This is a genomic window from Mesorhizobium sp. M0968 (assembly GCF_040319065.1).
Classification (GTDB): Bacteria; Pseudomonadota; Alphaproteobacteria; order Rhizobiales; family Rhizobiaceae; genus Mesorhizobium.
Genome location: NZ_JAMYNL010000019.1, coordinates 40,855 through 63,406, shown reverse-complemented (window position 1 = coordinate 63,406; position 22,552 = coordinate 40,855). Strand labels below are relative to the sequence as shown.

Here is a 22,552-nt window from a genome sequence, read left to right as displayed (position 1 = left end):
TAGGGCAGTAGGGCAGTAGGGCAGTAGGGGAGTAGGGCAGTAGGGCAGTAGGGCAGTAGGTGTCTATTCAGCCGACAGCTTGCGGATCAGAAGCCGCAAGAGCTTTCCTACGCTCTCGCTGTGGGGCATCAGTGACTCGACCGCCTCGCGAGAGGTAATTCCAACCCTTTGCGCGATTAAAAGGTGTGTCTCCAGTTCCTTGAGTGATCCCTGGGCGATCCTGAGAAACTGCTGGTAGGAAGCTCGGCTTTCTCGGCCGTAACCCTCGGCGATGTTGGCGGGCACCGACGTTGCTGCCCGACGCACCTGACCCGTCAGCCCGTAGATCTCGTCTTTCGGCCAAGTCCTTGTCACCTGGTAGATTGCAACTGTTAGGTCCATGGCTTGCTGCCAAACGATCAGATCCCTGTAAGATGCGATCTTGTCCGTCATCCTTGCCCTACTGCCCTACTGCCCTACTGCCATATTGCCCTACTCCCCTACTCCCCTACTACACATTCAGCAGCAAATACTCCCTCTCCCACGGGCTGATCACTTCCATGAAGGTTTCGAATTCCGCTCGCTTGATCGCCGCATAGGTGGCGGCAAATGACTTGCCGAGCAGCGCGCCGAGTTCTTCGTCTGCCTCGAACAGGTCGACGGCTTCGAGCAGGCTGCGCGGCAGGTCGATCTGGTCCTCGTTGGCGGTCGTCAGAACCGGCGGCTCGGCCTTGATCTTGTTGGTCATGCCGATCAGTCCGCAGGCAAGCGATGCCGCCAGCGCCAGATAGGGGTTGGCGTCGGAGGAGGGGATGCGGTTTTCGACGCGCCGCGCCGCCGGGTCGGAGCGAGGCACGCGGAAGGCCGTGGTGCGGTTGTCGTAGCCCCATTTGTTGTTGACCGGCGCCGAGGCCGACTGCGTCAGCCGCCGGTAGGAATTGACATAGGGCGCAAACATCACCAGCGCGTTGGGCACATGTTTCTGCATGCCGCCGATGAAGTGGAAGAAGGCCTCGGTCTCCGAGCCGTCCTCCGCCGAAAAGACGTTCTTGCCGGTCTTCTTGTCGATGATCGACTGATGGATATGCATGGCCGAACCGGGCTGCCCTTGGATCGGCTTGGCCATAAACGTGGCGTAGATCTCGTGCTTGAGCGCCGCCTCGCGGATGGTTCGCTTGAACATGAACACCTGGTCGGCGAGCTCGATCGGATCGCCGTGACGCAGATTGATTTCGAGCTGGCCGGCGCCCTCCTCGTGGATCAGCGTGTCGATCTCCAGGCCCTGGCTTTCGGAGAAATGGTAGATGTCGTCGATCAATTCGTCGAATTCGTTAACCCCGGCGATCGAATAGCCGGCGCCGCCGCCGATCGGCCGTCCCGATCGACCTACTGGCGGGGTCAGCGGATAGTCCGGATCGGGGTTCTTGCGCACCAGGTAGAACTCGATCTCGGGTGCCACGACCGGCCTCAGCCCACGCTTGTCATAGGCGGCAAGCACGCGCTTCAGCACGTTGCGCGGCGTGAACTCGACCGAGCGGCCGTCCTGGTGGACGAGGTCGCAGATAACCGCCGCGGTAGGGTCCTCCTCCCACGGCACCACCGTCAGCGTCGAGAGGTCAGGCATCAGCTTGAGGTCGCCGTCGTCCTCCGGATAGTGGAAGCCGTTGCCGTCCTCCGGATAGCCGCCGGAAATCGTTGTCATGAACACCGCCGAAGGCAGCGCCAGCGAGGTGTTGGAGGTGAACTTCTTCGATGGCATCATCTTGCCGCGCGCAACCCCGGCCTGGTCGGGTGTGATGCATTCGATATCTTCGATGCCGCGCCATTCCAGCCAGGCGCTGACTTCCTTCCAGTTCTTGACGCCACGTTGGTTTTTCACGAAGGCAGGCGTGCGGGCGCGTCCTCCGCGGCTCGACGGACGGACTTCCTTTTTTGCAGGCGGCATCAATCACCAGATTTGTTGCAGATTGTGGAGTATAGCCGTTGCCGGCGACGAAAGGGAAGGGGAGCCGGCTGGCGTCCGCCTCGACTAGCCGGGGAAACACAACGACTTCCGGATAAAAACATCCTGGTCTAGGGTCGGCGTCCCGCAACGCCGCAATTGAAGACGTCGAATGCAACACAGCCGCAAACTGACAACGATCGGCTTCGATGCCGACGACACGCTGTGGCAGAACGAACAGTTCTTCCGCGTGACCGAGAAGCGCTTTGCCGCACTGCTCGCCGATCACGCCGAGGAGGACCGGATTTCAGCAAGATTGCTGGAGGCCGAGAAGCGCAACCTCGCGGTCTACGGCTTCGGCATCAAGGGGTTCACGCTGTCGATGATCGAGACGGCGATCGACGTCACCGACGGCCAGGTGCGGGCCTCGACTATCGCCGAAATTCTCGCCGCGGGCCGCGAGATGCTCAGCCATCCGATCGAGCCGCTTCCGCATGCGCGCGAAACCGTGGAAAAGCTGGCCGGCGCCTACCGCCTGGTGCTGATCACCAAGGGCGACCTGTTCGACCAGGAACGCAAGCTCGCGCAATCCGGGCTGGGCGAGCTGTTTGATGCCGTCGAGATCGTCAGCGACAAGAGCGCGGCCACCTATAGCCGCATTTTCACCCGCCACGGCGACGGCCCGGAAAAGGGCATGATGGTCGGCAACTCGCTCAAATCGGACGTCGTGCCGGCCATCGAAGCCGGCAGTTGGGGCATCCACGTTCCGCATGATCTGACCTGGGTGCTGGAACATGTCGAGCCGCCGGTCTCGGCACCACGCTTTCGCCAGATAGCCAATCTCGGTGAACTGCCGGGCTTGATCGAGCGTATCGGCGAGATTGATTGATCAGGTCTGCAGCCGAGGCATCACGGTAGGCGTCAATTGCGGCTAATTGCGATCAGCCGGTCGATCACCGGCTGCAGCCGTTCGGTGGTGATCGGCTTGACGACCACTGCGTCGATGACGCTGGACAGGCCCAGGCTCTCCGGCGTGCCGGTCTTGACTGAAAGCAGGATCACCGACGGAAGCGATCTGCCTGACGCCCTTCGCAGTGCATCGATACCCGACAGCAAGGCGTCGCAGTCCCCGTTCTCCGCACCGCCGTCGAGAACGACAGTCCCGGGAATCAGCGCGTGCAAGGCCTTTGCCGCGGTTTCGGGAGTTTCCGAGATCGGTTTGAGGCCGGACCGCTCCACGATTTTTGAAACCACGACGCGGTTGATCGGTGATTTTCCGACCACCAGCACCCGCGAGAAATCCGGGAGCATCCGCGTCTCTACGTCCCGGCTGACGAAAGGCAGCTGTTTTGCAGTCTCGATGTCGCGATTCGCAGGGCACATGGCGGGGCAGGCCGTTGTTCAATGTTTCAATGCAGGGTTGAAACTCGAGAGGTAATTGGCGTGAGATCACTGCTCATGTCAAGCTCAAATGGCGTATCAGGAGAATATCTCAAGAAACATTAAAATTAAAATTAAGTGCTTTTCTTTGCCGCCGCTCGAAAGGAGAAGTCGCCACCACAACCGGGCAGGCTCAGCTAAGTTTGGCTGTGCAGCGCGAACGCGTCAACTAGCAGCTATAGCCAGATTGACGAAAGGTTGGATGAAGTCGAGGCAAGTCTGTCGCGAGCTTGTCGCATCGCCTCGCCGGACTACCCTTCCTCGTTGGCTACGTCTCTTTGATCGACGGGAGATGACAATGGAACTCGTGACTCACAAGAAATTCAAAAATGGCCGGTTGATGCCATGGGGAAAGGGTACGGTCGTTACCGGCGCGAAGGGGTTTGTCTACCTTTCCGGAAACACCGCGACCGCCGAGGACTACGATCCGATCGGCAAAAGCGGCGGCGGCGCGGTCGGCGGTGCGGCCGCGCAGTGGCGCGCAATTCTCACCAACATCAAATCAGATCTGGAAGAGCTTGGCACTGCGCTCGAGCATCTCATCCGGCTGACCTTCTTTGTTAAGGGGCCATTTCCCGATGGCGGCGTTCTGAGCTCTCCTAATTTTCGCCTGGACGTCTTGGACGAATTCTTTGCCGAGCACTGCCCGAAGCACTGCAGCTACAACAACCCGCCGCCCTCGGAAGTTATCGGCGTTGCAGCACTTGCGCAGCCTGATCTTGTCATTGAAATCGTTGCACTAGCGGCTCTGCCGAACTAGGCAGAGCCGCGGCGTGCGGGGTGCGATAACATGCGCTCAAAAAAGGCGCGGTGCGGTAGAATTCATCAGTCGTGGCTCCGTTGCGTGACGATGACCGGGATCAGCAGATCGCCCCAGTTGCCATCGCCGCCATGGTGCCGTGCCGAGCGCACCAGTTCGACCGAGACGCCGGCCTCGACCGCCTTCATTACCGACTGATTGAGCCTGTGCAGATCGTTCGCCAGCATGCGGATGGTCGCCTGCTGGTCGACATTCATGCTGGTGGCCTGCTCTTCGGCCCGTTCCTTGACGCGGCTTATCGATGCCATTGGTCTTCTCCCTGTGTTGCCTTGCCTGTTGTGTTGCCATGCCCGCTTGGGCGTTCCCTCTGTTTGTCTGCTGTTCCGCTATTCCGCCGCCGGCCTGAATTGGGCGTGCTCGGTCGATCCATGCATGGCCGTGGTCGAGGACTGGCCACCGGTGATCGCCATTGAGACGGCGTCGAAATAGCCGGTGCCGACCTCGCGCTGGTGCTTGGTGGCGGTGTAGCCATTGGCTTCCGCGGCGAATTCCGCCTCCTGCAGTTCCGAATAGGCTGCCATCTGCCGCTCCTTGTAGCCGCGGGCGAGCTCGAACATGCCGAAATTGAGCTGGTGGAAACCGGCCAGCGTAATGAACTGGAACTTGTAACCCATGGCGCCGAGTTCCTTCTGGAATTTCGCAATCGTCGCGTCATCGAGATTCTTCTTCCAGTTGAAAGACGGCGAGCAATTATAGGCAAGCAGCTTGCCTGGATGATGCTTGCGCACGCCCTCGGCAAACGTCCTGGCCTGCGCCAGATCGGGCTTGGAAGTCTCACACCAGATCAGGTCCGCATAGGGCGCATAGGCGACGGCGCGAGCGATGCAGGGCTCGATGCCGTTGCTGACATGGTAGAAGCCCTCCGCCGTGCGGCCGGCGCCATAATCGACGAAGGGCCGGTCGCGTTCGTCGATGTCGGAGGTCAAGAGCTTTGCCGCTTCAGCGTCGGTGCGCGCCACGACCAGCGTCGGCGTGCCCATGACGTCGGCGGCAAGCCGCGCCGCGTTGAGGTTGCGGATGTGTGCGGCGGTCGGGATCAGTACTTTGCCGCCGAGATGGCCGCATTTCTTCTCCGAAGCCAGCTGGTCCTCGTAATGGACACCGGCCGCACCCGCCTCGATGAACGCCTTCATGATCTCGAAGGCGTTGAGCGGCCCGCCGAAGCCGGCTTCGGCATCGGCGACGATCGGCGCGAACCAGGTGTCGACCGACAGCCCCTTGCCTTCCGAAGTCTCGATCTGGTCGGCGCGCTGTAAGGTGCGGTTGATGCGCTTGACCAGCTCGGGCGCCGCATTGGCGGGATAGAGCGACTGGTCCGGGTACATCGCGGAAGCGGTGTTGGCATCTGCGGCGACCTGCCATCCCGACAGATAGATCGCTTTCAGCCCCGCCCGCACCTGCTGCATCGCCTGGTTGCCCGACATGGCACCCAGCGCGTTGACGAAATCCTCTTCATGGATGAGCTGCCACAGCCGGTTTGCCCCCATTTCGGCGAGGCTCTGCCGGATCTGCACCGAGCCGCGCAGCCGCTTCACCTCCTCCGGCCAATAGGGCCGTTCGATGCCATCAAAGCGGCCTTGCGGCGCCGACGGGACAAGGTTGTAAAAGTCGGTCATTGGTCACTCCAGGCGGTTTTGATGCCGGTTTTCGGAAGGCGTCGCAGAGGAAAAATGCGTGCGCCATGTGTGACATCATTTACATGCCGGCACGACGCAAGCGAGGTAAACCTCCAGGTTAGCCAGAAAATAAGAGAAAACCTGTGTTGTGTTTGACTGATGTGAGCTGTAAATTTGTCATGATTGTAAAACGCCGCCATGCCATCAGCGGATGTAAATTTCTGTCAAGGGCAGTCGATTGGCCGACCACAAAATCTTTGCCGGGCCGCGCATTCGTCGCATCCGCAACGCCAAGGGGCTGACCCAGACGGCGATGGCCGAAGGGCTCGGCATCTCGCCGTCCTATCTCAATCTCATCGAGCGCAACCAGCGGCCGCTGACGGTGCAACTGATCCTGAGACTGGCAACTGTCTACAAGGTCAACCCGCACGAATTGCAAGGCGAGGCGAGGGGGTCGGTTGCCGACTTGAAGGAAGTGTTTTCAGATCCGTTGCTGGCCGGCGAACTGCCGGGCGACCAGGAACTCATCGAGCTTGCCGAGGCGGCGCCCAACGCCTCCGCTGCCGTCATAAAGCTGTTTCGCGCCTATCGCGAGCAGGCCGAGCGGCTATCCGATCTCAACGAACTGCTCGCGCGTGACGGCAAGGCCACCGCCCTCTCCGGTGCCAGGCTGCCGATCGACGAGGTGCATGAGATTTTCGAACGCCGGCCGAACCATTTTGCCGCGCTCGAAGAGGAAGCCGAGGCATTCACGTCGGTGCTCGATCCCGGCGACGATCTGTTCAGTGCGTTGAAGGCCTGGCTGCGGCGTGAATTCGGCATCGTCGTCAAGGTACTGCCGGTCGCCACCATGCCCAACTGGCGGCGTCGCTATGACCGTCACTCGCAGCGCCTGTTCCTGTCCGAGCGGCTGTCGCCATTCGATCAACTGCGCGAGGTGGCGATGGAGGCCTGCCTGATCCGCATGAGCGTCGCTGTCGCCGCCGAGATCCAGGTGCTGAAGCTGACCACCGACGAAGCCCGCCGGCTGGCGCGTTTCGAGCTCGGCCGCTATGCCGCGCACGCGCTGATGATGCCCTATCAGCCTTTTCACGCGGCGGCGGTCCGCGCCCGCTATGACATCGACATGTTGCGGTCGCGCTTCGGCGTTTCGTTCGAGCAGGCGGCCAACCGGCTGACCACCCTGCAGCGGCCGGGTGCGCTGGCTGTGCCGTTCTTCATGCTCGAGATCGACAATGCCGGCAATCGCTTCCGCAAGGCGGGCAGCCACGGCTTTCCGCAAAGCCGCTTCGGCGGCGGCTGTCCGAAGCTGCCGGTCCATGCCGCCTTCGCTCAGCCCGGCCAGATCCTGGTCGAGGCAGTGGAAATGCCAGATGGCGCAGCGTTTCTCTGCATTGCCCGCACGCTCGAGGGGCCGCAGGGCTCGTTTGCCGAGCGCCCGCGGCGCACGGCGCTGTTGCTCGGCTGCGACATCGGTTTTCGCGACGAGGTCGTCTATGGAGCGGCATTGCCGGGGCCGGCCGCCATCGGCAAGACCGGACAGAGCGCCGCTGCGCTGGCTACGCCGGTCGGCCCTGCCTGCCGGCTGTGCGAACGCATCGGCTGCCTCGCCCGCGCCGAGCCACCCGTTACACGTCCGCTCGGCCTCGACGAGATGATCACGGGACTGTCGGCGTTCGATTTCCAGTGATTCGGCTCCAGCAATATTGCGGCTGAATCTTCGACCAAAGGACCTCATCTGTTCCTGCGGCGGCAACCAGTAAGCTGGTTCGCGGTTGCCGGCCAAAATATTGGTTCGGCCAAAATATTGATTCAGCCGAATATTGATTCAGCATTGACGGTACGGTATCAAAAAAAAGAACTGCGCAACGGTCGGGGGATCAATGATGGGCAGGACAGTTTTTTGGCTTGGCTTGGCGCTCGCGTTTTCCGCCGATCCCGCATTGGCTGAAAAGTCCTCGGATTTCTTCAAGTCCTATCAACAGTATAATGATGCCGGCAAGGCGTTCCTGGACAAGATCGATCCGAAGACCGGCGCGATAAATCTTGCCGAAGGCATCCATCTCGACCTCAAGGACAAGTTCTATTTTCTGGACAAGAAGGACACGCTCTCCGTCCTCACCGAAGCCTGGGGCAATCCGCCCGACTCTGGTTCCGATGCCCTCGGCATGATCTTTCCAGTCTCCCATGATCCCATTGCCGACAACAATTGGGGGATAGAGCTGCGCTGGGAAAAGATCGGTTACGTCGACGACAGCGACGCCGCGTCCATCGATTACAATGAACTGCTGCGCAACATGCAGTCAGACACTCTGTCCGGCAACGATCAGAGGGTAAAGGATGGCTATGCGCCCATTACGCTGATCGGCTGGGCGTCGCCGCCGGTTTATGACGCGGCCCACAAGCGCCTGCACTGGGCCAAGGAGCTGCAATTTGGCAACGATGCCGCCCATACGCTCAACTACGACGTCCGTTTCCTTGGCAGGGAGGGCGTCTTCGTGATGAGCTATATCGCGACGGTGGAACAATTGCCGGAGATAAGGCAAAGCCTGGATGAAGTGCTTGGCCTCGCGGACTTCAATACCGGCAAGACATACGCCGATTTCGTGCCGGGCGTCGATACAGTTGCGGCGATTGGCGTCGGTGGCCTGATTGCCGGCAAGCTGGCGGCGAAAGCAGGTTTTCTGGTCGTGGCGCTGATCGCGCTGAAAAAGTTTGGCCTGCTCCTGCTGGTTCCGCTGGCCGGTCTCTGGCGCTTTATCCGCGGCAATAGGGGCACGTCGTAAAGCCATCGTCGACAGGTCGCCTCGGATCATCGCCGGGCGAGGGCGATGCGCCCTCATCAGTGCGCCAAACGGAACATCGAACTGGATCACGCCCGGCCTTCTGCTTTGCGTTACGCGAATGAGGCACGTCTCTGTCGTCCATTGCACATCGTGCTGCTCCGAATTCGCCGACAGTCATACCCATGACCGATACCGCATCATCTCCGGTTGCCGCTTCGCCGATCGTGTCGCCGCAAGGCGAACGCGTCGGCTTCCTGCTGGTATTCCTGTCGGCGTTGATGTGGAGCTTCGGCGGCAGCATTGCGCGCTTCATCGACAACGCCGACAGCTGGACGGTGGTGTTCTGGCGCTCGGTCTGGGCCGCCGCCTTCCTGCTCTGCTTCATGGTCTGGCGCGATGGCTGGCGTGGCACGCTGAAGCTGTTTCGCGGCATGGGCCTGGCCGGCCTTGCGGTGGCGTTCTGCTTCGCCACGGCGTCGACCTCTTTCGTCGTGGCGCTTGCCTATACCACCGTCGCCAACATCCTGTTGATGCAGGCCGGTGTGCCGCTTCTGGCGGCGCTGTTTGCCTGGGCGCTGTTTCGCGAACGGGTGGCGGTGGCGACCTGGGTGGCGATCGCCGCCGTTATTGTCGGCGTCGCCATCATGGTGTCGGAATCGCTCGATGGCGCGGTGTCGCCAATCGGCGACGGGCTGGCGCTGCTCATCGCTGTCATGTTCTCGATCGCCACCGTCATCACGCGCCGCTTTGCCCATGTGCGCATGACGCCGGCGACCTGCCTCGGCACGATGCTGGCGGCCGCCTTTGCGGCATCGCAGGCGTCGGCGCTGGGCGTCTCCAGCCACGATATGGGCTTCCTCTTTGCCTTTGGCGTGATCAATCTGGGACTCGGTCTCGCCTTCTTCGCCACCGGTGCCCGGCTTGTTCCGGCCGCTGTGGCGGCGCTGCTCGGCACGTTCGAACCGATCCTTGGCCCGATCTGGGTCTGGCTCATTCATTCCGAGGTGCCGTCGGCGCGTACCATCGTCGGCGGTGCCGTCGTCGTCACCGCGCTCCTCGTCCATATCGGGCTCGAGTTCAAGCGCCAGACGCGGCCCGCGCGAGCGGGCGTCATCGGTGTGCCGTCACCTAATTGATGCAGTGCGCGCGTCAAAGCGAGATGAACCATTGACAACGTCGCAGCCGCGCGGGCAGGCTGCGATCACGGCAACAACAAGACAGGCGTATCTTGCCAAGTCTCCATGCCGGCCGCATTGAGGCCGGACAATATCGTCGTCTCCCTGCCCGCGCCGTAGCGAAAGCTTCCGACGGCGTCGGAACTCCACCAACGCCACGCCAGGTCTTCGCTGTCGGCTCGCCGCCGAACCATAATGGCGCCGGCAATTCGCGCTTGTCGCCTGCCTGCAAGCCCAATACCTTGAAGCAAATGCCCAGCCGCGCGGACGCCGCGACGAGCTGGCGATGGAACACTCATCAAAGGAGAATAGCATGACCCGCAAAGCGCTCTGGCTTTCGGCGACTTCGGCGTTTCTGGCAGTTTTTACCTTTGGCGCGCATGCCGAGGATCGCGTCGTCAACGTCTTCAACTGGTCGGACTATATCGACAGTTCGATCATCGACGACTTCACCAAGGAAACCGGCATCAAGGTCGTCTACGACACTTTCGATTCCAACGAGATCCTGGAAACGAAACTGCTCGCCGGCGGCAGCGGCTACGATGTCGTCGTGCCCAGCGGCAATTTCCTTGCACGCCAGATCCAGGCGGGTGTGTTCCAGAAGCTCGACAAGTCGAAACTGCCGAACATTTCAAATATGTGGGACACGGTCATGGAACGGACCGCCAAATATGATCCCGGCAACGAATATTCGATCAACTACATGTGGGGTACGGTCGGCATCGGCTACAACATCAAGAAGGTGCAGGCAGCGCTCGGCACCGACAAGATCGACAGCTGGGACGTGTTCTTCAATCCCGAAAGCCTGGCCAAATTGAAGGACTGCGGCGTCTATGTACTGGATTCGCCGGCCGACATCATACCGGCGGCACTGAAATATCTGGGCCTCGATCCGAACAGCACGTCGCCCGATGAGATTGCCAAGGCCGAAGAAACCTTGCTGAAGGTCCGGCCCTATATCCGCAAGTTCCACTCCTCCGAATACATCAACGCCCTGGCCAATGGCGACATCTGCCTGGCGGTCGGCTGGTCGGGTGACGTCTTCCAGGCCCGCAACCGCGCGGACGAAGCCAAGCAGGGTGTCGAGATCGGCTACTCGGTGCCGAAGGAAGGTGCCCAGATGTGGTTCGACCAGATGGCGATCCCGGCCGGTGCAGCGCATGTCGCCGAAGCGCATGAGTTCCTGAACTACATGATGAAGCCCGAAGTGATCGCCAAATCGTCGAACTATGTGCTCTATGCCAACGGCAACAAGGCTTCGCAGCAGTTCATCGACAAGGCGATCCTGGAAGATCCGGCGATCTATCCGGATGCAGCCACCTTGCAGAAGCTCTACACCGTATCGCCTTACGATCCCAAGACCCAGCGCATCATCACCCGCACCTGGACCAAGATCGTCACCGGCCAATAGCAATCTGACCAGGCTCCGGCAGCCGTTGCCGGAGCCGCTTTCTCATGGGGCAAGCAGCAGGACGGAGTGGGACATGAAATCGCTTGGCAGCATCCGCAGGGATTTTGCGCCATGGAACGATCCGAACGCCAAGCCATACATCCAGTTCGACAACGTCACCAAGAAATTCGGTGAGTTCACAGCGGTCAACAACCTGTCGCTGACCATTTTCGAACGCGAATTCTTTGCCTTGCTGGGGGCCTCAGGCTGCGGGAAATCGACACTGCTCAGGATGCTTGCGGGCTTCGAGGAGCCGACCGCCGGCCGCATCCTGCTCGACGGCCAGGATCTGCGCGGCATTCCGCCCTACCGGCGGCCGGTCAACATGATGTTCCAGTCCTACGCCTTGTTTCCGCACATGACGGTCGAGAACAATATCGCCTTCGGCCTCAAGCAGGAAGGCATGGCCAAGGCCGACATCGACAAGCGCGTCGCCGAGATGCTGAAGCTGGTCAAGCTCGAGCAGTTCGCCAAGCGCAAACCGCACCAATTGTCGGGCGGCCAGCGCCAGCGCGTCGCACTCGCGCGCTCGGTGGCAAAGCGGCCGAAAGTCCTGCTGCTCGACGAGCCGCTTGGCGCGCTGGACAAGAAGCTGCGCGAGGAGACCCAGTTCGAGCTGATGGACCTGCAGCAGAACCTCGGCCTCACCTTCGTCGTCGTCACCCATGATCAGGAAGAGGCGATGACGATGGCCGACCGCATCGCCATCATCGACAAGGGCGAGGTGATGCAGGTGGCGACGCCGGCCGAGGTCTACGAAGCGCCGGGTTCCCGCTTCGTCGCCGGCTTCGTCGGCAATGTGAATATGTTCGACGGCAAGATCGCGGCTGGCGAGGCCGGCAGCGCGAGCATCGATGCCGGCAACGGCATCACCATCCGGACCGAAAATGCCGGCAGTGCCGCCGCCGGAACATCGGTTACCTTCGCCATCAGGCCGGAGAAGATAAAGGTGTCCTCCACGAAACCGGCCGGTGCCGTCAACGCCATCGAGGGCGAGGTCTACGATATAGCCTATCTCGGCGACATGACCGTCTATCACGTCAGGCTGGACGACGGTCAGGTGGTGCGGGCGAGCACCATGAACGCGGCACGCCTCACCGAGGACCCATTGACCTGGAACGACCGCGCCTGGGTTTCTTTCCGCCCCGACGCCGGCGTCGTCCTGACACGGTAGGGACTGATCATGTCCGCTGTCACCGCCGCAACAAGCTCTCCGGCAAGCGCTGCCGGCAAATCCGCCTTGGTCAGGCTGGGAGCCGCCTTCGTTAGCCAGCTCGTCATCATCATCCCCTACCTCTGGCTGCTGTTCTTCTTTCTCGTGCCTTTCATCATCGTCTTCAAGATTTCGCTGTCGCAGACTGCGATCGCCATGCCGCCCTACACGCCGGTGCTCGATTTCCGCAGCGGCATTTCCGGGTTTATCTCGGAATTCGGCGCGCTCAATTTCGACAACTATACCTGGCTGACGCAGGATGCGCTTTACTTCAATGCCTATGTGACGAGCGTCATCGTCGCCGCCATCTCGACGGTCCTGACATTGCTGGTCGGCTATCCCATAGCCTATGGCATGGCGCGCGCCCCAGCGACGATTCGCCCGACCTTGCTGATGCTGGTGATCCTGCCGTTCTGGACCTCGTTCCTGATCCGTGTCTACGCCTGGATCGGCATCCTTAAGCCCGAGGGCCTGCTCAACCAGCTGCTGCTCGCCACCGGCATCATCAGCCAACCGCTGATCATCCTCAACACCTACACTGCGATCTTCATCGGCATCGTCTATTCCTATCTGCCGTTCATGGTGCTGCCGCTCTATTCGTCCTTGGAGAAGATGGACCATTCTCTGATCGAGGCCGCCAAGGATCTCGGCTGTCCGCCGACCAGCGCCTTCTGGAAGATCACCTTCCCCCTGTCGCTGCCCGGCGTCATCGCTGGCTGCCTGCTGGTGTTCATTCCCGCCGTCGGCGAGTTCGTCATTCCCGACCTGCTCGGCGGCTCGCAGACGCTGATGATCGGCAGAACGCTGTGGAACGAGTTCTTCGCCAACCGTGACTGGCCGGTGTCGTCCGCCGTTGCCGTCATCTTGCTGCTGCTGCTGATCGTGCCGATCATGCTCTTCCAGCGAGCCCAGGCGCGCGCCCAGGAGCAGGACCAATGAACGCGACCTGGAGCCGCTTCAACATCACGTCGATCGTGCTCGGCTTTGCCTTTCTTTACCTGCCGATCGTCCTGCTCGTTGTGTTCTCTTTCAACGAATCGAAGCTGGTCACCGTCTGGGGTGGCTTCTCGACGAAATGGTACGTGTCGCTGTTCCACAACCGGGGTCTGATGGACGCCACCTGGGTGACGGCCCGCGTCGGCGTCATCTCGGCAAGCGTGGCGACCGTGCTCGGCACGCTGGCGGCGCTCACCTTGACACGCTACACGCGCTTTCGCGGCCGGCTTCTGTTTTCCGGCATGGTGTTTGCGCCGCTGGTCATGCCGGAAGTCATCACCGGCCTGTCGCTGCTGCTGCTCTTCGTCGCCGTCGGCCTTGACCGCGGCTTTCTGACGGTGACGCTTGCCCACACCACGCTGACCATGTGCTTCGTCGCGGTGGTGGTTCAGTCGCGCCTGATCACTTTCGATCGTTCGCTGGAAGAGGCCGCGATGGACCTCGGTGCGCCACCGGTGAAGACCTTCTTCCAGATCACGCTGCCGGTCATCATGCCGGCTATCGTCTCCGGCTGGATGCTGGCCTTCACGCTGTCGCTCGATGATTTGGTTATTGCCAGCTTCACCTCGGGACCCGGCGCCACGACGCTGCCGATGAAGATCTACAGCCAGGTCCGCCTTGGCGTGACGCCGGAAATCAACGCAGCCTGCACCATCTTGATCGCGGTCGTCGCAGTTGGCGTGATCATCGCTTCGCTCGCAAACAAACGCCGCGAGGTGCAGCGCCAACGCGACGAGCAGGCCGCGCAGCGCGGTTGAAGCTGCTGCTTACTCTCCCGAAACGCCGCGGCTTATCGGCGAGATGAACGGCGTGCTCCAGGTGCCGCCGACGAAGAAGGACGACTGATTGGGTCCCTGGCCGTTCGTCTGCGTGGCAGCCTGGCTCGGCTGGACGATGCCGCCGGACAGCGCCAACCCGCGTCCGGCATAGGATGCGATGCCGGAAAGCCAGATCTTGTATTGCGCGGAATTCACCTCGGCCTTGTCGATGCGCGCCACGCCGTTCGAAACGCTCGCCTTGAGTTCGGCCCCGTCGATCGGCAGCGTTCCGTCCGAGACGTCGTCCAGTGCGAAGAATCCGCCCTGTTCGGTGTGCTTGAGGAACGCCGGCAGGTTAAGCCGGCTCAGCGCACCCGCGCCGAACGTCGCCGACAGCGAGCCATTGGCGTTTTCGAAAATCGAGTCCCAGGTTCTGCCAGGCCCCTTGAGGATGACCGAAACGGTTCCAGTGCCGATCGGCACCAGCCGCGTCATCCCGGCCGCGGTGCCGAAAGCGCCGCCGTCGATATCGGAAGCAAGCAGCCGGATCTCGACTTCCGTGCCGGCGGGCTTGCGGTCGAAACGGACGCTGCTCTGGACGTTGCCGCCAAAGGCGGATGCATCCGAGATGTCGAAGACGGCAAGGCCGTTCTTGACCTGGGCAGTGGCAGCGACGTCGGCAAGCTGGATGGCGCCGGCGGTGGCATGCGCCGCCGACAGCCTGAGATCGAGATTGATCCGGTCGGCGAAGCTTGTGTCGATTTCGCCCGGGCCGGTGCCGCCGGCGGATGGTACCGGCGTAAAGGCGGAGAGAAATGATCTGAGGTCGAGCGTATCGAAGGCAAGTGTGCCGGAGATCACCGGCAGTGCCTCACCATAGGTGAAGTCCAGCGCACCCATTCCCGGGTTGTTGTCGAGGGTCAGGGCCGTGTTTTCAAATTTGACGCGCCCGGCCGTCGCCGTGATCTTGCTTGAAACCGAGATCGAGCCGATTGCGGCACCGGGCGCGATGCCGGCCTGCGACCATTCGAGCACGCGTCGGAGCGAAGGTGCGGCGAATTTCGCCTGGCCGTCGAAATAGCCGTTCTCCGACATGCTGGCACGGCCGTCGAACGAAAAACTGGCCGGTGCCGCCTTGAAGGAAAATGTGGCCGGTGCTGTGCCGCCACCAAACAGCACGAGCGGGTTCGGCGATGCTGCGTCGATGGCAACACTTTCGCCGCGCCATATCCCGGTCGCCGACAGCGTCGCATTGCTATTCATCGCGGCCCAATTCGCCTGGCCGCTCAGGCTGCTCAATATCTCTTGGTCCTTGCCGCCGATGGCAGCCACTACGCGGCCGTCCCTGAACTCGACTGTGCCGAACGGATCTGTCGGCAGCTTGCCGAGATCCGGCTTGGCTGGATTTGTGTTGATCACCGCGCGGGCAGCATCGATCGAACGCGTAATGCGCCCACCGCTGGGAATCACAGGCAGGAAAAACCCGCTCGCGGTACGCTGAACCCGGATCGTCGGTCGTACCAGCCGCGCCGTCGAAAACACCACATCGCCACGCAGCGCCGCCATCGCTGAGAGGTCGACCTCGACCCGTTCGGCCTCGACCACGGGCGGCGCATCCGTCTCTGTCCATTGCGACAGCGTCACGTCGCTCAGGATCGCCCGGAAATTCGGCCAGACCTCGATACGCGGCGCGCCGTCGATGGTGACCCGGAAACCGCTCCACGCGCTCATTTCCCACGCGATACGGTCGCGTACGATGCGGGTCGAGGCGATCAACGGCAAGGCTGCGACAACCAGCGCGATGACGATGACGGCTGCGCCGATCGCCCATATTCCGCGTCGGATCAAAGGTGATGGCATATCGCCCCGTATGCTTCCATTCCGACAAAATCGCCCGACGGGTGTAACCGACGGCTGACGCATTTCAAGTCTTTATGGCCCGGCGATGGCATTTGCGCACACCCTGACCGGCGCGGTCCAACAAAATCTTGCTCTGCTGCATCGCGATATGCATAAGCGATGCCAATGCATGTCGCCCAAAAGTGCCCAGCGGTTTTGGGATAAACGACATGTATAAAGACAAAAGTTTAAAGCGCGTCGCGTGAATCTCTTCAAACGTGACGTGCTTTGAGGAGGAACAAAGATGGCTGACGACGCACCGCTCTGGATCCCGACGCAAGAGCAGATCGACGCGGCGCCGATGACCGCCTTCATGAACGCCTCGGCGAACATGGCCGGCAAGGTTTTCTCCTCCTATGCCGACCTGCATCGCTGGTCGATCGATGATCGCGAGACCTTCTGGAGCCTGGTCTGGGACTTTTGTGGCATCGTCGGCGACAAGGGCGAACGCGTGCTGGTCGATGGCAACAAGATGCCCGGCGCGACCTTCTTTCCTGAGGCAAAGCTGAACTTCGCCGAGAATCTCCTCAAGAAAACCGGGCTTGGCGACGCAATCGTCTTTCGCGGCGAGGACAAGGTCGAGCGGCGGCTGTCCTGGAACGAGCTGCATGCGCTGACCTCGCGCCTGCAGCAGCTTTTCCTGTCACTCAAGGTGAAGAAGGGCGACCGCATCGCCGCGATGATGCCCAACATGCCGGAGACCGTTGCTGCGATGCTGGCGGCCGCCTCGATCGGCGCGGTCTGGTCGTCCTGCTCCCCAGATTTCGGCGAGCAGGGGGTTCTCGACCGGTTCGGCCAGATCGAGCCTGTCGTGTTCATCGCGCCGGACGGCTACTGGTACAATGGCAAGGCGATCGAAGTCGCCGACAAGATCGCGGCCGTGGCGGGCAAGCTCGCCACCGTCCGCAAAGTCCTCATTGTCGACTATCTCGGCACCTCGCTCGACGTCGCCGCGACCATCGGCAAGGCGGCTGCGCTGGAAGAGGCGCTGTCACCCTTTGCCGCAAGGCCTGTCGCCTACGAAAGGCTGCCGTTTTCGCATCCGCTGTACATCCTGTTTTCATCGGGCACGACCGGCATTCCCAAATGCATTGTCCATTCGGCCGGCGGAACGCTGATCCAGCACGTCAAGGAAGAACGGCTGCATGCCGGCCTGCTCGACGGCGACCGCTTCTTCTACTTCACCACCTGCGGCTGGATGATGTGGAACTGGCTGGTGTCGGCCCTGGCATCGGGCGCCACCTTGCTGCTCTACGACGGCTCGCCGTTCTACCCGGACGGCAATGCGCTGTTCGACTTCGCCGATGCCGAAAAGATGACCTATTTCGGCACCTCGGCCAAATTCATCGATTCCGTGCGCAAGGCCGGCCTGAAGCCGATCCGCACGCATGATCTTTCCAGCGTGCGCACCATCTCATCGACCGGCTCGCCGCTATCGCCGGAAGATTTCCGCTTCGTCTATGAAGGCATCAAGAAGGACGTGCATCTGGCTTCGATTTCCGGCGGCACCGATATCGTCTCCTGCTTCGTGCTCGGCGTGCCGATCGAACCGGTATGGACCGGCGAGATCCAAGGGCCCGGGCTCGGCCTTGCCGTCGATGTCTGGGACGATGACGGCCGCCCGCTCCGCCAGGAGAAGGGCGAGCTCGTCTGCACCAAGGCGTTTCCGGCTATGCCGATCGGCTTCTGGAACGACCCTGACGGCAGGAAATACAAAGCCGCCTATTTCGAACGTTTCGACGATGTCTGGTGCCACGGTGATTTCGCCGAATGGACCGTCCATGGCGGCCTGATCATCCATGGCCGTTCCGACGCCACGCTCAATCCGGGCGGTGTCAGGATCGGCACGGCGGAGATCTACAATCAGGTCGAGCAGATGCCGGAAATCCTCGAAGCGCTATGCATCGGCCAGGATTTCGACAATGACGTGCGCGTCGTGCTGTTCGTGCGGCTGGCGGCGGGCGTTGAGCTCGACGCCGAGCTGGAAAAACGCATCCGCGCGAAAATCCGCAGCGGGGCGAGCCCGCGCCATGTGCCGGCCAAGATCGTCGCCGTCAGCGATATTCCGCGAACCAAATCGGGCAAGATCACCGAGCTCGCGGTACGCGACATGGTGCACGGCCGCGCCATCAAGAACAAGGAAGCGCTCGCCAATCCCGAAGCGCTCGAGCTGTTCCGCAGCCTGCCGCAGCTTGCCGACTGACCCCGGGATACAAGGTGGCGCCGTTTTGAGGTCTCAGGTATCGTTAACAAATTATCTCTTCGGAATTTACCTAGATTTCATGAGTGGTACACATTGGTAAATTTTCCGGCGTGCCGGTAAGGATTTGTTAAGGCCCGGCATCAATAGTCGTGCGTAACTTGAGGGAGAAATCCCGTTCCTCTTAGCCCCGAGAGGATCTGATTCGCTCAAGCCCCGTTGTGACAGCAATTCCAATTTCTCAAGGCGTCCTGTTGGACGCCTTTTTTCTTGCGCAACCATAGCTAACCGGCGAGCACGCGGGTCGAGGGAAAGGCGACTTCGACCAGGGTTCCCTCGCCGGGCGTCGAGTTGATGGTGAACCGGGCCCGGTTCGCTTCGACCATCGCCTTGGTCAGCGGCAGCCCAAGACCCGTGCCGTCGCCACGGCCGCGCTTCAGCGCATTGATCTGCTTGAACGGCTTCAGCGCCTGCTCGATCTCGGACTGGCTCATGCCGATGCCGGTATCGCGCACGCGCATGACGACATCGCCGGAGATCTCGTAAGCCGTCGACACGATCACCTGGCCGCCAGCCTGCGTGTAGCGGACGGCGTTCGACAGGATGTTGAGCGCGATCTGCCGCACGCTGCGCAGATCGGCCACCACTTCCGGCAGCCGCGAGGCGAAGCTGGAGCGGATGATGACGCGTTCCCGGTTGGCTTGCGGCTGCATCATCGCCACGGTTTCGGCCAGTGTGTCGTTAAGCGACACCGCCTCATAGGCCATCTCCTGCTGGCCGGCCTCGATTTTCGAAATGTCGAGCAGGTCGTTGACCAGGTCGAGCACGTGGTTGCCCGAACGGTTGATGTCGCGCAGATAGTCGCGATAACGGTCATTGGCCACCGGCCCGAATTTCTCGTCGACCATCAGCTCGGAAAAGCCGATTATGGCGTTGAGCGGCGTGCGGATCTCGTGGCTAATGCGGGCCAGAAAATCGGTCTTCTGCGACGAAGCGCGTTCGGCGACTGCGCGCGCCTGGGTCAAGTCCTCTTCGGCCCGCTTCCACTGGGTGATATCGCGCACCACCGCACAGAAGCCGCTGTCGTTGGGCAGCCTGCCGATAGTCATGAACAGCGGAATGAAACGCCCCTGCGCCTCGCGCCCGATCACCTCGCGGCCATCGTTCATCACGCTTGCAACGCCGGGCTCCGACAACCCCTCGAGATAGTCACGCGCCGCGCGCTGGCTTTCGATCGCAAACAGCGAGACGAACGGTTTGCCGGTCACCTCGTCGCTGTCGAAGCCGAACAGCGCTTCCGCCGGACGGCTAATTGAACGGATCGTTCCGTTGCGGCCGATCAGCACGACGCCGTCGGTGGCGGTGTCGATGATAGTGCGCATTTCGGCAATACGTGCCTTGAGCTCGGAAACATCCGGCTGCGTTTGGTCTTCGGCGGCGCCATGTGGAATGGCTGCTGCCTCGTCGTCGCCGGAACGACGTACGACCAGCATCAGCGCCTTGCCGTTTCCCCAGGGCACGGAGCGTAAAATCGCATCGATCGGAAACTCCTGACCTTCGCGCGTTTTCAGCCGCAGAGCGCGGTCGCCGCCATCCGAACTGCCGTCGTCGGCATAAGGGTCGGCAAACAGCGCGCCGAGCCCGCCAGCCTCGTCCAGGGCATTGAGCGTCGCATAGCCGGTCAATCCGAGGAATTCGTCGTTCGCGTAATGCAGCTGGTCGCCGGAATGGATAAGCACCGGCACTGGCAGCTTGCCGAGGATCGAGGTATCCGGCCCCGTGTTGTCCTCTCCGGCAAACGCCGACGGCACGAAGCCGTCGAGTTTGAGCGGTGGTGCCTGCGGCCGCTCGACGGGCGGCACATGGCCGGCAGCGTCGGCTGCGGCTGCGCTGTCCTCGGACCAATCCTCGCTGTCCTCGGCGTCACGGAAGTCTTCGGCCGTCATGCTGTCGTCGTCGCCATCCCGCGGCGCTTCGGCGACGATCGTTCGACGGTTCGTGCTGGGCTCAACGCCTTCCTGCGCCTCATCTCTGGGTTCGCGGTCGGCATAGTCGAGCAGCGATCCGGAAACAGGGCGTGTGACGGGTTCGCCGGCTTGCGCCTCTGCTTCCACCTCATCCGGCTGCTCGCCGTCAAGTCGGGCGAGGTCCTTCTGGTCCTCGGCATCGGCCTCGGGCGGTTCGGCGGCAGCCGCCTCGCTTTCCGGACCTGGTTCCGGCATCTCACCCTTGTCCGTCGGGCCGGCTTCTTTCAGCTTTGGCTCGTCGGCCTTGCCGGCTGCCTCGACTTTCTCAACCGGCTTCTGCTTTCCGGCGCTGGGCTGTTCTTCGGCCGGGGTGCTGTCCTTCTTGAGACGCTCGCCAATCTCGCGAAACGCGCTGCGTTCCAGCGTCGACAGGCCCTTGTCGTTGGCCGGCTGCCGGTGCTCGGCCAGCCGGATCACCTTGTCGGCAAAGCGCCGCTCGGGTTTTGGCACGATGGTCAATGCCGGCACTTCGCCCCTGAACGGATCGGCGGGTTTAGGTATCTCGGGGAGAGGTTCGACGGCTTTCGGCCCGATGGTCGCGGCAGGTTTCTCCTCGGCGACAAGGGCCATGCCGACGGCATCCGGATCGACCACCGCATCGCCGCTCCTGGCCACGCCGAAACCGCGAAAACCTTCGAAAACGCGGCTGCGGCTGTAAACCGGGAGCGCCGCCAGATCGACGGGTATCTTCAGATCGGTGCCGGCGACCGGCCACAGCACGGAGCGGCCGGACCAGGTGTCGCGCCGTTCGAGCAGGCCGGCGATCTCGCCAGAAGCATCGAGGCCATAGGCGGCCGAAACATCCTCGAAGCGGCGGCCGATCACGTCGGCGGCAGGCTTGCCGACGAGTTCGGCAAATTCCGGCGACAGGGCGCTGAAATGGCCCTCCGCGTCGGTACGCCAGACGAAACGCATGGGCGCGGCGGTGCGATCGATCGCCGAAGCGCGGTGTTCGGCCGGCGAGGCGGCTTTGGTGGCTTTTTCGGCGCTTTCCGGCGAAGTATCCGGGCTGGCCTGCGAAGCGTCCGGGCTGGTCTCGACTTCGCTGGACGCAGCTGCGCCGGGCGGGACCTGCGCGTCGTCGCCGGCATTGAAGTACCAATGGTCATGCTGCGTCGGCGCGTTGCCAACCGTGCGGTGATCGTCGGCCGCGTCGGCAGGTTCGTGCTCCGCCGATGCCGAGGTGCCTTCCATCGCTGCAAGGTCGATCTCCGCCGCGCCGCTGCTGGCGATCGGCTGCTCGTTGTCCTGGTCCGTTGGTTGGGGAAGATCGCCACCGCTCGGTGCCGCTGCCGCCTCGGTTTCCCCGCCGGCGCGTTCGCCATCGGGAGCCTCGCCGTCAAGCCGGTCCTCGTCGATCACCACCAGCAGGTGCCGCTCTTCCGTCAGCCGGGCAAGGCCCGCGGGATAGGAGCTGGACCCACCCGGAACCAGGCGCTTGACGATGCGGTCGCTCTCGTTCGCCACGTCGGCGACAAGCGCGGCCAGCGTCTCAGGCCGGATGCCGAGCGCCGAAAAGCCGTCCGATGCGGCGTCGATATTGCCCTTGGCATCGACAAAGGCGATGTAGTGGCCGTCTTCCGTAAAGCCACCGATGGCGCGGTCGGCGATCTCGGCGGCGCTGCGCGAGCCGGTCTGCGCCGCCGGCAGCGTCAGCATGATTGCTTCCTCGCCATCGGGCATGGTCACCGCGCTGGCCAGGAAACCGACGGCGCGGCTGGTCAGGCCGGTCGCCAGCCGGACCGTGATGGCACGGTCGCGGCCGATCTGCGGAAAACCGCTGGTTGCCATGATCTGGCGCCGGGCGATCAGCGGCAACCCTGCCGAGGCGCCGATGATAGCGCCGATGTCCGGATAGCCGAATACCGCCGCGCCGGGCCCGTTGGCCCAGATCACCTGCTCGAGATCTGCCGACAGAATGGCGATCGCGTCGCCTGCGGCGAAGCGCAGGCGGACGGCGTCGAGCACGGCGACGTCAAGGAAGGAGTAGTTTTCAGCCGGCATGCGCTTGGCGACCCTCACAGAGCGGGCAATTTGCGGTTAACGCTTTGTTAATAAAAGCCGACGGCGCGAAGGTCCACAAGTCATAGCGTGCAACCAGCGGAATCTCTAGGCGCGTGGTTAACGCCGCGAACCAAATATTTTATGGTGCGATGCAACAAACATGTTGCAATGCACAAAATTTGCCTTTATATTGCCATGATAGATGAACGAGACGGCATTTTGTCAAAGCCGCTGCCGCTGAAAAGGA

At 62.0% G+C, this 22,552-nt stretch carries 17 protein-coding genes; 10 read left to right on the top strand and 7 right to left on the bottom strand.

All coding sequences use genetic code 11. The features are described 5' to 3' along the window. Positions 1 to 63: 63 nt before the first annotated feature. Together NKH67_RS25360 and NKH67_RS25355 are read right to left on the bottom strand one after the other, a co-directional pair. Positions 64 to 432: a four helix bundle protein gene (locus tag NKH67_RS25360; protein WP_352502066.1), complete on the bottom strand. Its 369-nt coding sequence runs from the start codon at positions 430 to 432 to the stop codon at positions 64 to 66. A 58-nt stretch (positions 433 to 490) separates the two neighbouring features. Beyond that, complete coding sequence (locus NKH67_RS25355; protein WP_352457076.1) at positions 491 to 1,924, bottom strand: glutamine synthetase family protein; 1,434 nt, start codon at positions 1,922 to 1,924, stop codon at positions 491 to 493. A gap of 169 nt (positions 1,925 to 2,093) precedes the next feature. Here NKH67_RS25355 and NKH67_RS25350 point away from each other — a divergent pair, with 169 nt between their 5' ends. Next, positions 2,094 to 2,810 (top strand): HAD family hydrolase, encoded by a 717-nt coding sequence (locus tag NKH67_RS25350; RefSeq protein ID WP_352472713.1) that lies wholly within the window; start codon positions 2,094 to 2,096, stop codon positions 2,808 to 2,810. Positions 2,811 to 2,842: 32 nt separating this feature from the next. On the opposite strand, the gene NKH67_RS25345 is transcribed toward NKH67_RS25350, so the two are convergent. Continuing rightward, positions 2,843 to 3,232 carry an ANTAR domain-containing protein gene (locus NKH67_RS25345; protein WP_245274728.1) on the bottom strand — a complete coding sequence of 130 codons (390 nt, stop codon included), beginning with the start codon at positions 3,230 to 3,232 and terminating at the stop codon, positions 2,843 to 2,845. 427 nt (positions 3,233 to 3,659) lie between these two features. Between NKH67_RS25345 and NKH67_RS25340 the strand changes: the two genes are divergently transcribed. Further along, positions 3,660 to 4,121, top strand: coding sequence for a RidA family protein (locus NKH67_RS25340; protein WP_352472712.1), 462 nt, complete (start codon positions 3,660 to 3,662; stop codon positions 4,119 to 4,121). Positions 4,122 to 4,186: 65 nt separating this feature from the next. Here the strand turns inward: NKH67_RS25340 and NKH67_RS25335 are convergent, their stop codons facing one another. Then, positions 4,187 to 4,429, bottom strand: a complete 243-nt coding sequence (locus tag NKH67_RS25335; protein ID WP_023719402.1) for an SMc00767 family acetate metabolism repressor — start codon at positions 4,427 to 4,429, stop codon at positions 4,187 to 4,189. Between the two features lie 78 nt (positions 4,430 to 4,507). After that, positions 4,508 to 5,797, bottom strand: a complete 1,290-nt coding sequence (aceA, locus tag NKH67_RS25330; protein ID WP_352472711.1) for an isocitrate lyase — start codon at positions 5,795 to 5,797, stop codon at positions 4,508 to 4,510. 238 nt (positions 5,798 to 6,035) lie between these two features. On the opposite strand from aceA, the gene NKH67_RS25325 reads away from it, so the two are divergent. The 7 genes from NKH67_RS25325 to NKH67_RS25295 all read left to right on the top strand — a co-directional run bounded on the left by NKH67_RS25325 (position 6,036) and on the right by NKH67_RS25295 (position 14,175). After that, on the top strand, positions 6,036 to 7,487 hold the full coding sequence (locus NKH67_RS25325) for a helix-turn-helix domain-containing protein (protein WP_353031991.1): 1,452 nt from the start codon (positions 6,036 to 6,038) through the stop codon (positions 7,485 to 7,487). 253 nt (positions 7,488 to 7,740) lie between these two features. Then, on the top strand, positions 7,741 to 8,583 hold the full coding sequence (locus NKH67_RS25320; protein ID WP_353031989.1) for a DUF2167 domain-containing protein: 843 nt from the start codon (positions 7,741 to 7,743) through the stop codon (positions 8,581 to 8,583). 182 nt (positions 8,584 to 8,765) lie between these two features. Continuing rightward, entirely contained in the window at positions 8,766 to 9,719 is a 954-nt protein-coding gene (locus tag NKH67_RS25315) for a DMT family transporter (protein WP_352680813.1), read from the top strand. 352 nt (positions 9,720 to 10,071) lie between these two features. Next, on the top strand, positions 10,072 to 11,169 hold the full coding sequence (locus NKH67_RS25310; protein WP_352472707.1) for a polyamine ABC transporter substrate-binding protein: 1,098 nt from the start codon (positions 10,072 to 10,074) through the stop codon (positions 11,167 to 11,169). A 73-nt stretch (positions 11,170 to 11,242) separates the two neighbouring features. Beyond that, positions 11,243 to 12,382 (top strand): ABC transporter ATP-binding protein, encoded by a 1,140-nt coding sequence (locus NKH67_RS25305; RefSeq protein ID WP_023677452.1) that lies wholly within the window; start codon positions 11,243 to 11,245, stop codon positions 12,380 to 12,382. A 9-nt stretch (positions 12,383 to 12,391) separates the two neighbouring features. After that, positions 12,392 to 13,360, top strand: coding sequence for an ABC transporter permease subunit (locus NKH67_RS25300; RefSeq protein WP_352502073.1), 969 nt, complete (start codon positions 12,392 to 12,394; stop codon positions 13,358 to 13,360). Further along, entirely contained in the window at positions 13,357 to 14,175 is an 819-nt protein-coding gene (locus tag NKH67_RS25295) for an ABC transporter permease (RefSeq protein WP_352773952.1), read from the top strand. Before NKH67_RS25300 ends, NKH67_RS25295 begins: the two co-directional genes overlap by 4 nt. A 9-nt stretch (positions 14,176 to 14,184) precedes the next feature. Here NKH67_RS25295 and NKH67_RS25290 read toward each other — a convergent pair whose 3' ends face one another. Next, positions 14,185 to 16,035, bottom strand: coding sequence for an AsmA family protein (locus NKH67_RS25290; protein ID WP_353031987.1), 1,851 nt, complete (start codon positions 16,033 to 16,035; stop codon positions 14,185 to 14,187). Positions 16,036 to 16,318: 283 nt separating this feature from the next. On the opposite strand from NKH67_RS25290, the gene NKH67_RS25285 reads away from it, so the two are divergent. Then, positions 16,319 to 18,277, top strand: coding sequence for an acetoacetate--CoA ligase (locus NKH67_RS25285; RefSeq protein WP_353031985.1), 1,959 nt, complete (start codon positions 16,319 to 16,321; stop codon positions 18,275 to 18,277). Between the two features lie 281 nt (positions 18,278 to 18,558). Here the strand turns inward: NKH67_RS25285 and NKH67_RS25280 are convergent, their stop codons facing one another. Continuing rightward, positions 18,559 to 22,305, bottom strand: coding sequence for a PAS domain S-box protein (locus NKH67_RS25280; RefSeq protein WP_353031983.1), 3,747 nt, complete (start codon positions 22,303 to 22,305; stop codon positions 18,559 to 18,561). Between the last annotated feature and the right edge of the window lie 247 nt (positions 22,306 to 22,552).

Coding starts and splice junctions, on each gene's coding strand:
- NKH67_RS25360 (WP_352502066.1), bottom strand. CDS start 432: ATGACGGACAAGATCGCATCTTACAGGGATCTGATCGTTTGGCAGCAA.
- NKH67_RS25335 (WP_023719402.1), bottom strand. CDS start 4,429: ATGGCATCGATAAGCCGCGTCAAGGAACGGGCCGAAGAGCAGGCCACC.
- NKH67_RS25285 (WP_353031985.1), top strand. CDS start 16,319: ATGGCTGACGACGCACCGCTCTGGATCCCGACGCAAGAGCAGATCGAC.
- NKH67_RS25315 (WP_352680813.1), top strand. CDS start 8,766: ATGACCGATACCGCATCATCTCCGGTTGCCGCTTCGCCGATCGTGTCG.
- NKH67_RS25295 (WP_352773952.1), top strand. CDS start 13,357: ATGAACGCGACCTGGAGCCGCTTCAACATCACGTCGATCGTGCTCGGC.
- NKH67_RS25280 (WP_353031983.1), bottom strand. CDS start 22,305: ATGCCGGCTGAAAACTACTCCTTCCTTGACGTCGCCGTGCTCGACGCC.
- NKH67_RS25290 (WP_353031987.1), bottom strand. CDS start 16,035: ATGCCATCACCTTTGATCCGACGCGGAATATGGGCGATCGGCGCAGCC.
- NKH67_RS25310 (WP_352472707.1), top strand. CDS start 10,072: ATGACCCGCAAAGCGCTCTGGCTTTCGGCGACTTCGGCGTTTCTGGCA.
- NKH67_RS25340 (WP_352472712.1), top strand. CDS start 3,660: ATGGAACTCGTGACTCACAAGAAATTCAAAAATGGCCGGTTGATGCCA.
- NKH67_RS25345 (WP_245274728.1), bottom strand. CDS start 3,232: ATGCTCCCGGATTTCTCGCGGGTGCTGGTGGTCGGAAAATCACCGATC.
- aceA (WP_352472711.1), bottom strand. CDS start 5,797: ATGACCGACTTTTACAACCTTGTCCCGTCGGCGCCGCAAGGCCGCTTT.
- NKH67_RS25300 (WP_352502073.1), top strand. CDS start 12,392: ATGTCCGCTGTCACCGCCGCAACAAGCTCTCCGGCAAGCGCTGCCGGC.
- NKH67_RS25350 (WP_352472713.1), top strand. CDS start 2,094: ATGCAACACAGCCGCAAACTGACAACGATCGGCTTCGATGCCGACGAC.
- NKH67_RS25355 (WP_352457076.1), bottom strand. CDS start 1,924: ATGCCGCCTGCAAAAAAGGAAGTCCGTCCGTCGAGCCGCGGAGGACGC.
- NKH67_RS25305 (WP_023677452.1), top strand. CDS start 11,243: ATGAAATCGCTTGGCAGCATCCGCAGGGATTTTGCGCCATGGAACGAT.